Below are 13266 nucleotides of genomic sequence, written 5' to 3'. Positions count from 1 at the left end.
GAATCTAGCCTCCGCGCCGCCGCCTGCCTGGACTTATGTCGGGGGTGTCCGCCGTCACACCCTTCCTGACCCCGGAACGCCGTGGCCGGGCCGGGCGGGGCACCAGCTGGTGGAAGAGGCTGGATTCGCGCTGGAAGAAGCCTTCCGTGTGGAAGGAAGCGGGCAGCTCCAGCAGAAGAAAGTCCAGGTGGTGACACAGCTCATGCAGCAGGGTGCGGAGGTAGGTGCGGAAGGCCACCACCCGCGCGTGCTTCGCGGTCCGCATCCACAGCTGGATGCGAGGGCGACGACCCCGCTCCAGGCTGTACAGGCCGTGCAGCTCGCCCGTCGTCGACGACGGGCGGACCTCCAGCACCTCCACCCGCGGCGCGAACAGGTCCAGCCGCTCGCAGAGGGCGTCACTCAGCCGGACGGTGGCGCGCTCGGTGTCCGGCTGCCGGCCCGTCGCCAGGGCCTCGCGCAGCGCGGCCACCAGGGGCTCCAGCGTCTTGGGCTCGCGGAGCCGGAGCGCGCTCACCGAGTCACTCATCCGGTAGACGCGCCGCTGGGCGGGGGTGAGGGTGTCGTAGTAGGCGAAGGGCACGGGCGAGTCGCTCTCGCGCAAGCTTCCCACCCGCGCCCGCCCCTGGCTACAGGCCGCCGGCCTCCAGCGCGCCGCCCAGCCCGGGGAAGGGCTTGGTGAGCAGGGCCTGGAAGACGATGTCCTCCAGCCGGACTTGCGCCGGGAGCTGGGGCAGGGAGAGGCCGGAGCGGACCACCGTGTTGCTGACGATGACCCAGACGCGCCGCCGGCCAATGGCCTCCTTGAGCGCCGGTGAATCGATGCGCACCGGCGTGCGCGAGTCGGGCTGGAAGGTCCGCTCGGCGAGGATTTCCGTCGCCCTGTCGTAGTAGGCCGGCCGGTTGAAGTCCGTGTAGAGCCGCGGGTTGTTCGGCGTGGCGCTTCCGGTGAGCGACAGGCGCGCGGACGTGCGCAGGGTGAGCGTGGGGGACGGGTTGACCACCACGAGGGTGGCGGAGACCTCGTTGACGATGATGTCCAGGTCCTGTGTGTTGACGGACTCCTCCGGCAGGTCGAGCGCCACCTCCGCGTAGACGGGCTCGAGCAGCGAGGTGACGGGCACCACCTGGTCGAAGGGCTCGGTCTGGATGGCGATCTCCGCCGAGCAAGCGGACAGTAGCAGCACGCAGGGAAGCAGCAGGGCGCGCATCATCATCGGAAGCTCCACGACAGGTCGAGGACGGGAAGGACGGGCAGGCTCTCTCCCGGAAGGGCTGGGTCGCTCATGTCCACGTAGGTGGCGCCCAGGCCCAGGCCGAAGTGCTCGCCGCCGTAGCGGATGCCCGCGGCGGCGCGCAGGGTGGTGCCCCCCTTCACGCGAACGCCCGCCTCGCCCACCACGGACCAGGGGCCCGCGAAGTTGAACGCCAGCGCGCCGGTGAAGGAGAGGTAGTCGGACGTGTAGTGGCCGTAGCGCGCCTCGCCCTGCACCAGCACGGGGCCCAGCGCCAGGCCGTAGACGCCGTAGAAGGAGGGGCCGGACAGCTCGGGCTCGAAGCGCTGGAGCGCCGGCGTGTCCGCCTCCGACGTCACCACGTCCGAATAGACGGAGGCGCCCACGAAGTGCGTGTAGCGCGCGCCCAGCACGATGCGGTGTGGCCCGGCGGCCATCGCCCAGCGCAGCCCCACGTTGGGCGCCAGCAAGGCATTGGCATACATGGACGTGTCCACGGCCAGTCCCGAGAACAGCGGCAGCGCCGTGCGCTGGAGTCCCAGCACGGGCGTGTCGATGACCTCCGCCGCGTCTGTCGTCAGCAGGCGCGCGGTGTTGGTTCGCACGCCACCGGCATCGTCTCCATTGGCGGCAGCCAGACAGGGGGATAACAGGGCCGCGAGCGCGCAGGCCGCGAGTGAAGGAGATTTCAATCCACGGGCTCCAGTTGGAGGGAGTGCCCCGCACGCTAGGCTGACTTTGGCTTTCCCTGAGTGCCCGCCTGCCCTCTTGTGCTGCAACTGTCGGCTGGCGCGCGCGTGTGGTCGCTGGAGACCTCGCTGCGTCGCGCGCGCTCATGCGCGCCGTATGAGGCACGCGGCTCTGGTCCGGACAGAGGGTGTTCTCGTTTGCCGTCCACGGGGTGGGGCACATACCTTCCGCCGCGCGTGGAAGGACATTCCCCAGAGAAGGACCCGGCTGGCCCGGAGTCACGCGAGCAGGTGCTGGCGCTGCTGCGCCGGTACGGGTGGAACGCCACCTCGTTCCAGGTGCTGCAGCCCGGCTTCCGCTACTGGTTCGACCCGGCGGGCGACGCGTGCGTGGCGTACGTGGACACGGGCGGCGCCTGGGTGGCGGCCGGAGCGCCCATCGCCGCGCCGGAGCGGCTGGCTTCTGTGACGGAGGACTTCCGCGCGGCCGCGCGAGCAGTGAGTCGGCGCGTGTGCTTCTTCGCCACCGAGCCGCGCTTCCTGGAGCTGGCCCCCATGGCGTCGCTGTCCATCGGCGAGCAGCCCGTCTGGGACCCGGCGCACTGGGACGACGTCGTGCGAGGCAGCCGCGGCCTGCGTGAGCAGCTGCGCCGTGCCCGCGCGCGAGGCGTGAAGGTCCGCGAGGTGCCCGCCACGGAGCTGGGAGATTCGCTGCACCCCACGCGGCGCGCGGTGGAGCTGCTGAAGGCGCGCTGGCTGGCGTCCCGCCGCATGGCGCCCATGGGCTTTTTGGTCCAGCTCCGTCCCCACGCCTTCGCGAGCGAGCGCCACGCCTTCGTCGCGGAGGTGGACGGCGAGGTGGTGGGCTTCCTGTCGGTGTCGCCCGTGTATGCCCGCGAAGGCTGGTTCCTCCAGGATCTGCTCAGGGATCCGGAGGCGCCCAACGGCACCGCGGAGGCGCTGGTGGACGCGGCCATGCGCGCGGCGGTCGCCACCGGGCGGCGCTACGTGACGCTGGGACTGGCGCCGCTCGCGGGGCCCGTGCGGCCGTGGCTGCGGCTGGCGCGGGCGTGCGGCCGGCCGCTCTTCGACTTCGAGGGGCTGCGCACCTTCAAGGGGAAGTTTCGCCCTGACGCCTGGGTGCCCATCCATCTGTCCTATCCCGAGCCTCGGGGTGGGCTGGCGGCGGTGTACGACGCGCTGCGGGCCTTCGCGCAGGGCAGCCTGCTGCGCTTCGGCGTCGCCACGTTGCTGCGGCGTCCGCGCCTGCTGGTGCACGCGCTCGCCGTGCTGCTCGTCCCGTGGACCGCGCTGCTGGCGCTGCCCGCCACGGCGCGCTGGTTCCCGTCCGTCCAGGTGCAGTGGGCGTGGGTGCTGTTCGACGTGGGCCTGACCGTGGGCCTCTTCTCCCTGGTGCGGCGCTGGCGGGACTCCCTGGCCACGGTGCTGGGCGGGCTGACGGCGGCGGACGCGTGTCTGACGTTCGTCCAGGCCGTCACCTACAACGTGCCGCTCGCCCGGAGCCCGCTGGACTGGGCCATCATCGCCCTGGCCGTGCTCGCGCCGGCGACGGCGTCCGGGCTGCTCTTCCTCTCTCGCGACCTGCGCCTGCCCGGACGCTAGCCGTCAGATGTATGCGCCGCTGTCGGGCGCCTCGTCCTCCGTGGGCACGGTGGCGCCGTGGCCGGGGTGGAGGAACACGTCGCCGTGGTCCACCCGCGCCACCAGGTGGAAGCTCACCATGAAGTCGCGGCTGGGCGGCCAGCCCTGCTCCAGCTCGAAGTGCGTGTCTCCGATATGCACCACCGTGCCGAGCCTCCGCCCGTGCTCGTCCCTCACGGCCATGCCCTCGCGCAGCTCTCCCGGGTCCCACATGACGCCCTCCTTTTGCGAAAGATGCGCGCGTCCGGGATGTTCGGCAGCCCACGCAAGGGTGAACGCAAGCTGGACCGCGGCACGGGGATAGTGATGTTTTCGGGAAAGAACTGACCCCAGCCCGGCGCCTCGACTCCTCGCGGCGTGCAACGCGGTTGGTGGGGAGGGGAGACCATGCGCCCGCCGTGTGGCGTTGCACTGTCGCTCGCCGTCCTGCTGTTCGCCCAGGCCGGGCAGGCCCAGACGGCTGGGAAGGAAGCGGCGCCTCCGCCCGCCGACCTGCCACCGGGCGTGTCGGCGGCGCTGTGGAAGCTGTCCGTCCCGGCCAGCCTCGCGCCCACGCCGGAGCGGGTGTTGCTGGGCGAGAAGCTCTTCAACGACCAGCGCCTGTCGGTGGACAACACCGTGTCCTGCTCCACCTGTCATGACGCTCGCTTCGGCTTCACGGACGCGAAGCCCGTGTCGGAGGGCGTGAAGGGCCAGAAGGTGACGCGCAACAGCCCCACGCTCCTCAACGCGCTCTTCAATGCCTCTCAGTTCTGGGACGGCCGCGCGTCCACGCTGGAGGACCAGGCGAAGCTGCCCATCCTCAACCCGCGGGAGATGGGCATGCCCGACGAGGCGGCGGTGGTGGCCAAGGTGAAGGCCATCCCGGAGTACGTGAGGGACTTCCAGAAGGTCTTCGGCCGCGAGGTGAACTTCGACGACCTGGCGACGGCCATCGCCGCCTTCGAGCGCACGCTCTACTCCGGCGACGCCCGCTTCGACCGCTTCATCACCGGGGACTCCAAGGCGCTCACCGCCGCGGAGCGTCGGGGCTGGGCGCTCTTCAACGGCAAGGCCCGCTGCAACACCTGCCACGCGGGCAACGTGGTGTCGCCGCTGTTCAGCGACCAGAAGTTCCACAACATCGGCATCGCGGCGCACAAGCAGGACTTCGTGAAGCTCGCCCGCGAGGCCCTGAAGGTGGTCCGCACTGGCGACGAGCAGCAGATTGACGAGCTGGCGCTTCAGACGCGCTTCTCCGAGCTGGGCCGCTTCCTGGTGACGAAGCAGGAGAATGACGTGGGCACCTTCAAGACGCCCACGCTGCGCAACATCGCCATCACCGGTCCGTACATGCACGACGGCTCCCTGGCGACGCTGTGGGACGTCCTGGACCACTACAACAAGGGCGGCGTGCCCAACCCCTACCTGGATGGCGGCATGCAGCGCCTGGGGCTGACGGAGGCGGAGATAGACGACGTGGTGGCCTTCCTCCACACCCTCACCGACGCGCGGTTCGCGAAGTACGCCACGAAGGAGCAGGCCCGGCAGCGCGGGTTGAAGCACAGGCGCCCGGAGCGCGACACCGCGGTGGCCATGGGGAAGAAGGGGAACCTGGGAGACCTGGCCCCCAACCCGGACCTGTCGGTGAAGAACCCGGCGGACATCGGTGTGTACGGCACCGAGACGCTCGTGAAGCCCGCCTCGACGTCCAGGCCCTAGGAGCCGCCGCCATGGGGAACAAGTTCCGCAGCATCGAGACGAAGCACCACGCAGAGCGCGACGCCTTCTTCGACGACCTCAAGAAGCTGGACCGCCGCGCCTTCCTGCGCGTGGCCGGCATCTCCGCTGGCATCGCCGCGGGCCTGGGCCTGCGCACGCCGCACAGCTTCCAGCTGGTCAACGTGGCGGAGGCGCAGGGGACGAAGCCGCGCTTCTCCTTCGCGTACATCTCCGACACGCACCTGTACGAGAAGAAGCTCAACGACCGCTTCGTGCGCGCCATCCTCAAGGCCGTGGATGACGTGAATGGGCTGGACCCGCAGCCGGACTTCGTCCTCTTTGGAGGCGACCTGGCGCAGCTGGGCAAGCCCGGCGAGCTGAAGCTGGGCGCGGAGATTCTGAAGGCCGTGAAGGCGCCCGTTCGGATGATGGTGGGCGAGCACGACTGGTTCCTCGACATGGGCGAGCTGTGGACGGACCTGTTCGGCCCGCCGAACTATTCGTTCGACCACAAGGGCGTCCACTTCGTGGTGCTCAACTCCATCCTGGAGAAGGACTTCTGGACGGAGCGCAAGCTCACGCCCGAGGAGCGGATGCAGATTGTCGCCGGCCTGGACAACGGCATCCAGTCCCGCTTCGAGGTCGGCGCGCCGCAGCGCGAGTGGCTGCGTCAAGATTTGGCGAAGGTGAACAAGGCGACGCCCATCATCGTCTTCAGCCACTCACCGCTCTACAAATACTACCGGCCCTGGAACTTCTGGACGGACGACGCGGACGAGGTGCAGGCGCTGTTCAAGCCGTTCCAGACGGTGACGGTCATCCACGGCCACACGCACCAACTCCTCAGCAACCGCATTGGCAACATGAGCTTCCACGGCATGTTGTCCACCGCGTGGCCCTGGCCCTACGCGCCCGAAGGCCTGCCGCGGCTGACGGTGCAGATGAACCGCTCCGACCCCTTCAGCCAGTTCGACGGCTGCGGAGACGGGCGGATGGACGTGTTGGAGTCGGGGATGGTGGACAAGCTGTACAACCTCTGGGAGCGCAACCCCATCACCGTGCGCGCGAGCTACCTCGCGTCGGGTGGGAAGCAGGACGTGCCGCCCCGGACCAAGCTGCCGAGCTACTGAGCGCGAGGGGACACCATGACCTTCCGGATGAAGCTGCTTGTGGGAACGGGCGCCGTGCTGTCGTTCGTGGGAGGCGCGGCGCTGGCTACAAGCCCCGTGCCGCCGCCGTCGAAAGCGGCCGCCCAGGGCGCCGAGGTGAAGAAGCACGAGCTGCCGGTGTCGAAGGACGGCAACCTCGTGGTGGGCCTGTGTGACGGCGAGACGTCCATGGAGGTGAAGGGCGTCAAGGCGGGCCAGTCGTTGACGCGCGCGCAGGCGCAGCATGTGTCGGGCGCGCTGATGGAGGAATGGCTGCGCAAGAACCCGAACGCCCACTGGGACCCGGTGCCCCTGGTGGCGCAGGCGCCCTCGGCCAGCGAGACGGTGCGTCCGGGGGGCGTGACGCCGGAGAGCGGCGGCTCGCAGGTGAAGAAGCAGATTGCCACGCCTATCCAGGACGGCCACACCTATGGCGCGTTCTCCGACCGGGACGAGGCCATCTGGGCCGCCTCCACGGAGCAGTTCGTGGACGAAGGCCACCGCGTCTTCCATGACGCCAAGGCCATAGGTGGCACGGTGGGCATCTCCTGTGACATGTGCCACCCGGACGCGTCCAACACGCACCCGGAGACGTATCCGAAGTACCAGGTGCAGCTGGGCCGCGTGGCGCTGCTGCGCGACATGATCAACTGGTGCATCGAGAACCCGGCGCGCGGCAAGCCGCTGGCGGATGGTGACCCGCGGATGCGCGCCATGGAGGCGTACATCTACGCCAAGCGCAAGGGCGTGAAGCTGGAGTACGGGAAGAAGTAGGCCCGCTCAGCGCCCCAGGCCCGGCACGGCGTCACGTGTCCGCTGGAAGAGCCACCGAGGCTCCCACAGCGGGCGCGTGGCCTGGACCACGTGAGGGTGGCCCAGCAGCACCGTGAGCAGCGCCCCCGCCCCCAGCGCGAGGGCGACGCCCACCGGCCCCTGGAGCAGCGCGTACGCGCCCAGGTGCTCGGCGGCTCGCACGACGAAGCCGTGCAGCAGGAAGGGCGCCAGGCTCCGGCCACCCAGCCGCGTGAGCGCGCTCTCCTCCCTGGGGCTGAGCGTGAACAGCGCCCACGTCAGCGCCAGCGCACCGCAGAGGAGGGCCGCGCGCGCCGCCATGCCCGTGAGCGCGGTGGCGCCGAGCACCGCGTAGCCGCTGCTCCCGTACAGCCACTGCGGCGCGGGCGCGGGCAGCGCGCCCACGGCCACCGCTCCGACGCAGACGCCAAGTCCCACGGCGAGCGACGCCGCGAGCGCGACGCGCCAGCCCCGGGTGTGTCGAGGGGCCAGCAGCCACTCCCTTCGCGTCAGGTGGCCGGCGACGAAGCAGGGCAGGAACACGAACGTCCGCGACAGTCCGAACAGGTAGCCCACCCAGGGCAGCAGGCCCGCGACGAGCGCCAGCGCCGCGGCCCACAGCAGCGGCCGGGGAAGGCGGAGGAGCAGGGGCAGCACCAGCCGCCAGCACCCGAGGCTCAGCAGGAACCACAGCAGCCAGTACGGCTGCACCAGCCAGTGGAAGCCCCAGCCTCGGCCGAGCACCCACGCGTCGAAGGCGACATACAGCACCTGGAACACGGCCAGCGGCGCGAGCTGCCCCCAGGCGATGGCGCTCAGCGCGCGTGGGCCGCTGTCCGCGCGGGACAGGTGCCCGGAGAGGAACGCGAAGGCGGGGATGTGGAACAGGTACAGGCCGGAGTAGAGCGCCTTCGCCAGCGGCTCGCGGCCGAGGAGGGGCTCGAGCGCATGCCCCATCACCACCAGGGTGATGAGGACACCTCGCACGTTCTCGAACAGCGGGATGCGGCCAGCGGTCGTCACAACCTCAGTAGAGAAGCCCATCTTGGGGCTGAACGGGAGGGGGGAGCTCCGTTTCTCCCAGCATCTGCCGCAGGTTGATTTCGATGGTCCGGCAGAGCGCCGTCATGGGCGTATCGCTGAGGTCGTCCTCGAAGGGCGTCTCGATGTCCCGGCCCACGGCGTCCAGCCCGATGAAGAGGAACGCGATGACGGCGGTGACGAGCGGGGTGAGCCAGCCCAGGTCCTCCACCACACCCAGGGGGAGCAGCACCAGGTAGGCCCGTGTCATGGCCAGCAGCAGGATGTCGTACTGGCGGGGCAGGGGCGTGTTCTTGATGCGCTCACACGCGCCCAGCAGGTTCGTCAGCTCGGACAGCGTGCGGTCCATCGTTACGTGGAGGAAGAACACCTGCTGCGTGTCGGTCACCTGGCCGTAGATGCGGCGCAGGCGCGTGCCCATCCACAGCAAGAGGGCGGACGGAACGTTCTGCTCTTCGCGCAACGCTTCAATGACGGGGGGCCGGAAGAAGGGAACGATTTCTGGCAGCGGGTCCTGCCGGCGCAGGTGGCAGCGCATGGCATTCACGAAGCCAATCTGCGCGTACACCAGCTCGCGCGCGTCCTCGGTGATGTCCTGCACCATGCCGCCGGTGATGGCGCCGCGGGCCTCGCCCTCCGCCTGGGTGGCGGTGCCCATGTCGGCGAGCTTCTCCCGGGGGCTGCCCTGCTCCGGGTGTACGCGGGCCTGGCCGAACTGGTCGCGGACGGCGCCGTCGCTCGCTCGCGTTCCCGACACCGTCAACAAGCGACGGGTGCGCTCCGCCGCCGTGCGCAGCAGGGGCGACGCCGACGGCGCCAGCTCCAGCTCCGTCAACGCCGCACCGGCCCCGCGCTCCGGGCGCGGCAGCAGCGTCAACACCTGCCGGGCGAAGGTGCGCGACCAGTTCACCACGCCGCCCCAGAGCGAGCGGGCTTCCCACCAGCGGTCGTAAGCGGAGCCGTTGCGGAACGCGAGCAGCACGCCCAGCGCCGCCGCGAGCACCGACACGGGCATGGCGGGGACCGCCATCCACCAGGCGTCGAACACGCGGTAGCCCACGATGACAGCCAGCGCGAAGAGGACGTGCATCGCGACGCCCCTGCCGGTGTAACGCAGGATGATGTGCCAGGACAGCCTCCGGCCAACAATCATTCGGGGAATGCTCCAGGGTGGGTGAGGTCGCCTCGCGCAATGCGTCTAGTGACGCCGGCGCGCACTGGCAACACACGCACCCCGCTCGGTTGCGCGCGTGTGTCAGGCGAGCACGCGGACCGAAGCTGCAAGTGTCCTGGAGCGAGCAGAGGCGCTCCCGGGCGCTACCCGGGGCCCTGGAATCCCCCAGCCCGGAACGTGAGCACCAGCGTGTCCCGGTGGCCGGTGCCTCCCAGCGGCTGGATGGGCGTGCTCTCGTGAATCACGCGGGCATCATCGAGCAGCAGCGCGGACCAGGGCTCCGTCAGCGTGAAGCGCAGGCCGTTGGGACCCTGGGCCTCGAAGACACGCGTCTCACCGCCCTTGATGCCCTCGCGGCCCACGAGCAGCACCGCCACGAAGTCCACGCCGTCCCGGTGCGCGCCCTCGGGGGTCGGCCGGCCGATGCCGTCGGTGGTGTCGATGCGGAACTGGTGGGCCTCGACGAACCAGGGGCGCTCGCCCTTGAGGTGGGAGCAGCACGCGGCGAGGCCTCGAATCAGCCCCGCCCACACCGGCTGGGACACGACGTCGGGCTGCACGGGCTCGAACCAGCGCTCCAGCCCACCGTGAAGCGCGTTGTATTCCACGGGCTGCCAGTGCGCGCGGTGAGGCGCCTGCGTCACCGAGGCGCCGTCCACGATGAAGCAGGCGTGCCGCCGTGAGCGATAGCGGCCCCCATCCCGGAGGAAGCCATCCTGCGGCAGCGCGTCCCAGGACGGCCGCAGCGCGTCCAGCGCGGGCGAGTCAATGCCCGCGAGCTCGCAGAGTCCGTCGCGGTTGAGCACGGCGTAGCCACGCCCGCTGAGGGCCGTGGGGACTTCGGACGCGGGGGTGACGGGGGGCTGGAAGCTCATGGGCGTCGGACTCCACGCGCGGACCCATACTCCCTTGCAGGCCATCACCGCCAGCCCCGATGCGATGCACGCACGGCGGGCGCTCACGGGCCCGTGAGCACGGCCGCCGTGGCGCAGGCGTCATCGTCGGGGGAATGGGAGGCGGCTCGGTCTGTTGGGGGGGCCACCTCGGGCATCGGGAGATGAGGACATGAGAAGGGCGTATGTGGCGTCGTTGCTGACCGGGCTGTTGACCTCCGCCGTGGCGATGGCCGAGGCCCCACCTCAAGACCCCTTCCTGTGGCTCGAGGAGGTCCAGGGCGAGAAGGCGCTCGCATGGGTGCGCGCCCAGAACGCGCGGACGCTCGCGGTGCTGGAGAAGGACCCGCGCTTCGAGACCTTCCACGCCCAGGCGCTCGAGCTGCTCACCTCCACCGACCGCATCCCCACGCCCGGCTTCCGGGCAGGCGGTGTGGACAACTTCTGGCAGGACCGCGGCAACCCCCGAGGCCTCTGGCGGCACACCTCGCTGGACGGCTACACGCGCGCCCAGACACCGTGGGAGACGGTGCTGGACGTGGACGCGCTGGCGAAGGCCGAGAAGGCCAACTGGATTTGGAAGGGCAGCAACTGCCTGCCGCCCGCGGACCAGCGCTGCCTCGTCTCCCTGTCCAACGGCGGCAAGGACGCCGTGGAGCTGCGCGAGTTCGACGCCGCCGCGAAGCACTTCGTGGAAGGAGGCTTCCAGGTCCCGGAGGGCAAGCTGTCCGCGTCCTGGTTGGACACGGACACGCTGCTGGTGGGGCGTGACTGGGGCGGGGACACGCTCACGGAGTCGGGCTATCCCTTCGTGCTCAAGCGCTGGAAGCGCGGCACGCCGCTGACGGAGGCGCAGGAGGCCTTCCGGGGCGAGCGCACCGACGTCTCCGCGTCTCCCTTCCCGCTGCGGGACGCGGAGGGCGCGCTGCGGGCGGTGCTGGTCAACCGCGCGGTGACCTTCTTCGAGTCGGAGTACTACCTGCTGGGAGACGCGGCGCCGGTGCGGCTCCCGTTCCCCCGGAAGTCCTCCCTCCAGGCCTTCGTGGACGGGCAGGTCGTCTTCACGATTGAAGAGGACTGGGGCCGCTTCAAGCAGGGCGCGCTGCTGGCGTACCCGCTGGCCGCGCTGAAGGCGGACCCGGCGAAGGCGAAGCCCACGCTGCTCTTCCAGCCGGGCGCGCGTCAGGCCATCGAATCGGTGGCGGCGACGCGGGGGCGGGTGCTGGTGAACCTCTACGAGGACGTGAAGGGCGCGCTGGATGTCTACACGCCGGTGAAGAACCGCTGGAGCCGCAAGCGGCTGGCCTTGCCGAAGAACGCCTCGGTCGCCATCACCGCGACGTCGTCTTCACATGACCGCTTCTTCGTGAAGTCCCAGGGCTTCCTCGAGCCGACGGCGCTGTGGCTGGCGGACGCGAAGGCGGGCACGGTGAAGAAGGTGAAGTCGCTGCCCGCGCGCTTCGATGGCTCGAAGCTCCGGGTGGACCAGTACTGGACGAAGTCAAAGGACGGCACCCGGATTCCATACTTCCTGGTGCGGCCGAAGGCGCGGAAGCTCGACGGCACGCTGCCGACGCTGGTGTATGGCTATGGCGGCTTCCAGGTATCCAAGCCACCCGTCTACCTGCCGGAGGAGGGCAAGTTGTGGATGGAGCGCGGCGGGGCCTACGTCGTCGCCAACATCCGGGGCGGCGGCGAGTTCGGTCCGCGCTGGCACCAGGCGGCCCTGCGGGAGCACCGCCAGCGCGCGTTCGACGACTTCGCGGCGGTGATGGAGGACCTGGTGCGCAGGAAGGTCAGCTCCCCGCGCCACCTGGGAATCTACGGCCGCTCCAACGGCGGCGTCCTCACCAGCGTGGCGATGACGCAGCGCCCGGACCTGTTCAACGCGGCCGTCATCGAAAGCCCGCTCATCGACATGATGCGCTACCACAAGCTGCCGGCGGGCGCGTCGTGGGTGGGGGAGTACGGCGACCCGGAGGTGCCCGGGGACGCGGCGTTCATCTCGAAGTACTCCGCCTACCAGAACCTCCGCGAGGGCGTGCGCTACCCCGCGCCGTACATCACCACCAACACGAAGGATGACCGCGTCCACCCGGGCCACGCGCGGAAGTTCGCGGCGCGCCTGGAGGCCATGGGGCTGCCGTACCTGTATTACGAGAACACCGACGGCGGGCACTCCAACGACGCGGACCCGCTGCTCAACGCGCGCCGGTGGGCCCTGCACCACGTCTACCTGTCGCGGCAGCTGATGGACTGAGCGGCCGATGGAGGCGGGCGTGCTGTCCAGGAAAACACCTTGGTTGTGATTTTAAGATTATTCTTGATTTGGGCTGATAGGGTGCTCCGCGCAGCGCTTTCCCTTTCAGGAGCACCCCCATGTCCCAGCTCAAGATGCGGCTCGTCTCGTTGTCCATCCTCACCCTGTCCCTCGCGGCCGTTGGCTGTGGTGTTGGCGCGGAGGTGGAGCCGCTGCCGTCCGAGTCGGAGTCGGCGGGGGAGCATGTCGTTGATGAGGAAGTCCTCTACGGAGGAGACGCGCACGATGAGGGCGAGGTCTCCGCCATGGCCTCCGCCGCGGCCTGCGCGGGCTTCTGTAACGACGAGTGTGTGGCGTATGCCCGCTGCCGGGCGCCCAATCTTCCCTATGGGCTGTTCACGTGGGCCGACAAGCGCGCCATCATCAACAGCAACCACGCTCACGTGGGCTGCGTGGCGATGATTCTGGGCTCGAACCCCGCGGGGCACACGGCGTTCGTCGCGAAGGTCAACAAGACGGTCAACCCGTACCGCATCACCCTGAACGAGTCCAACTGGGGCTCGCGCACGTGCAACACGCGCACGGGGACGAAGGGTGGCCTGAACATCACCAACTACTGGTGCCCGCGCGCGGCCCACACGGCGAGCTGCGCCGGCCCCATGTAGTGCTGC

13 protein-coding genes are annotated in these 13266 nt (G+C 69.9%); 6 read left to right on the top strand and 7 right to left on the bottom strand.

The features are described 5' to 3' along the window. Window positions 1-4 precede the first annotated feature (4 nt). The 3 genes from HV826_RS04650 to HV826_RS04640 are packed head-to-tail and all read right to left on the bottom strand — an operon-like array spanning window position 5 to window position 1840. Window positions 5-583 carry a Wss1p-related putative metallopeptidase gene (locus HV826_RS04650; protein WP_176415920.1) on the bottom strand — a complete coding sequence of 193 codons (579 nt, stop codon included), beginning with the start codon at window positions 581-583 and terminating at the stop codon, window positions 5-7. Between the two features lie 46 nt (window positions 584-629). Continuing rightward, complete coding sequence (locus tag HV826_RS04645) at window positions 630-1217, bottom strand: hypothetical protein (protein WP_255208134.1); 588 nt, start codon at window positions 1215-1217, stop codon at window positions 630-632. Further along, entirely contained in the window at window positions 1214-1840 is a 627-nt protein-coding gene (locus HV826_RS04640) for a hypothetical protein (RefSeq protein WP_368670836.1), read from the bottom strand. Before HV826_RS04640 ends, HV826_RS04645 begins: the two co-directional genes overlap by 4 nt. 321 nt (window positions 1841-2161) lie before the next feature. On the opposite strand from HV826_RS04640, the gene HV826_RS04635 reads away from it, so the two are divergent. Then, window positions 2162-3547 carry a DUF2156 domain-containing protein gene (locus HV826_RS04635; RefSeq protein WP_176415791.1) on the top strand — a complete coding sequence of 462 codons (1386 nt, stop codon included), beginning with the start codon at window positions 2162-2164 and terminating at the stop codon, window positions 3545-3547. 3 nt (window positions 3548-3550) lie between these two features. On the opposite strand, the gene HV826_RS04630 is transcribed toward HV826_RS04635, so the two are convergent. Continuing rightward, window positions 3551-3799 carry a DUF2171 domain-containing protein gene (locus HV826_RS04630; RefSeq protein WP_163781318.1) on the bottom strand — a complete coding sequence of 83 codons (249 nt, stop codon included), beginning with the start codon at window positions 3797-3799 and terminating at the stop codon, window positions 3551-3553. Between the two features lie 174 nt (window positions 3800-3973). Between HV826_RS04630 and HV826_RS04625 the strand changes: the two genes are divergently transcribed. From HV826_RS04625 to HV826_RS04615, 3 genes are read left to right on the top strand one after another with little or no spacing between them, the layout of a single operon-like run. Beyond that, complete coding sequence (locus HV826_RS04625) at window positions 3974-5287, top strand: cytochrome-c peroxidase (protein ID WP_176415790.1); 1314 nt, start codon at window positions 3974-3976, stop codon at window positions 5285-5287. A gap of 11 nt (window positions 5288-5298) precedes the next feature. Continuing rightward, window positions 5299-6417: a metallophosphoesterase gene (locus tag HV826_RS04620; protein ID WP_176415789.1), complete on the top strand. Its 1119-nt coding sequence runs from the start codon at window positions 5299-5301 to the stop codon at window positions 6415-6417. 15 nt (window positions 6418-6432) lie between these two features. Next, complete coding sequence (locus HV826_RS04615) at window positions 6433-7209, top strand: cytochrome C (protein ID WP_176415788.1); 777 nt, start codon at window positions 6433-6435, stop codon at window positions 7207-7209. Between the two features lie 6 nt (window positions 7210-7215). On the opposite strand, the gene HV826_RS04610 is transcribed toward HV826_RS04615, so the two are convergent. The 3 genes from HV826_RS04610 to HV826_RS04600 all read right to left on the bottom strand — a co-directional run bounded on the left by HV826_RS04610 (window position 7216) and on the right by HV826_RS04600 (window position 10317). Beyond that, a complete protein-coding gene (locus HV826_RS04610; protein WP_176415787.1) occupies window positions 7216-8250 on the bottom strand; it encodes an acyltransferase in 1035 nt (344 codons plus the stop codon). Window positions 8251-8254: 4 nt separating this feature from the next. After that, complete coding sequence (locus HV826_RS04605) at window positions 8255-9421, bottom strand: bestrophin family protein (protein WP_176415786.1); 1167 nt, start codon at window positions 9419-9421, stop codon at window positions 8255-8257. 164 nt (window positions 9422-9585) lie between these two features. Beyond that, window positions 9586-10317 (bottom strand): 2OG-Fe dioxygenase family protein, encoded by a 732-nt coding sequence (locus HV826_RS04600; protein ID WP_176415785.1) that lies wholly within the window; start codon window positions 10315-10317, stop codon window positions 9586-9588. Between the two features lie 190 nt (window positions 10318-10507). On the opposite strand from HV826_RS04600, the gene HV826_RS04595 reads away from it, so the two are divergent. Then, window positions 10508-12595 (top strand): prolyl oligopeptidase family protein, encoded by a 2088-nt coding sequence (locus tag HV826_RS04595; protein WP_176415784.1) that lies wholly within the window; start codon window positions 10508-10510, stop codon window positions 12593-12595. A gap of 119 nt (window positions 12596-12714) precedes the next feature. Then, entirely contained in the window at window positions 12715-13260 is a 546-nt protein-coding gene (locus HV826_RS04590) for a hypothetical protein (RefSeq protein WP_176415783.1), read from the top strand. The last annotated feature ends 6 nt before the right edge of the window (window positions 13261-13266 follow it).

This window comes from Myxococcus sp. AM010 (genome assembly GCF_013372585.1).
In the GTDB taxonomy this organism is placed as follows: Bacteria; Myxococcota; Myxococcia; order Myxococcales; family Myxococcaceae; genus Myxococcus; species Myxococcus vastator.
This window is presented reverse-complemented; position numbering and strand designations above follow the sequence as displayed.

Coding starts and splice junctions, on each gene's coding strand:
- HV826_RS04645 (WP_255208134.1), bottom strand. CDS start 1,217: ATGATGATGCGCGCCCTGCTGCTTCCCTGCGTGCTGCTACTGTCCGCT.
- HV826_RS04630 (WP_163781318.1), bottom strand. CDS start 3,799: ATGTGGGACCCGGGAGAGCTGCGCGAGGGCATGGCCGTGAGGGACGAG.
- HV826_RS04625 (WP_176415790.1), top strand. CDS start 3,974: ATGCGCCCGCCGTGTGGCGTTGCACTGTCGCTCGCCGTCCTGCTGTTC.
- HV826_RS04620 (WP_176415789.1), top strand. CDS start 5,299: ATGGGGAACAAGTTCCGCAGCATCGAGACGAAGCACCACGCAGAGCGC.
- HV826_RS04615 (WP_176415788.1), top strand. CDS start 6,433: ATGACCTTCCGGATGAAGCTGCTTGTGGGAACGGGCGCCGTGCTGTCG.
- HV826_RS04605 (WP_176415786.1), bottom strand. CDS start 9,421: ATGATTGTTGGCCGGAGGCTGTCCTGGCACATCATCCTGCGTTACACC.
- HV826_RS04600 (WP_176415785.1), bottom strand. CDS start 10,317: ATGAGCTTCCAGCCCCCCGTCACCCCCGCGTCCGAAGTCCCCACGGCC.
- HV826_RS04595 (WP_176415784.1), top strand. CDS start 10,508: ATGAGAAGGGCGTATGTGGCGTCGTTGCTGACCGGGCTGTTGACCTCC.
- HV826_RS04590 (WP_176415783.1), top strand. CDS start 12,715: ATGTCCCAGCTCAAGATGCGGCTCGTCTCGTTGTCCATCCTCACCCTG.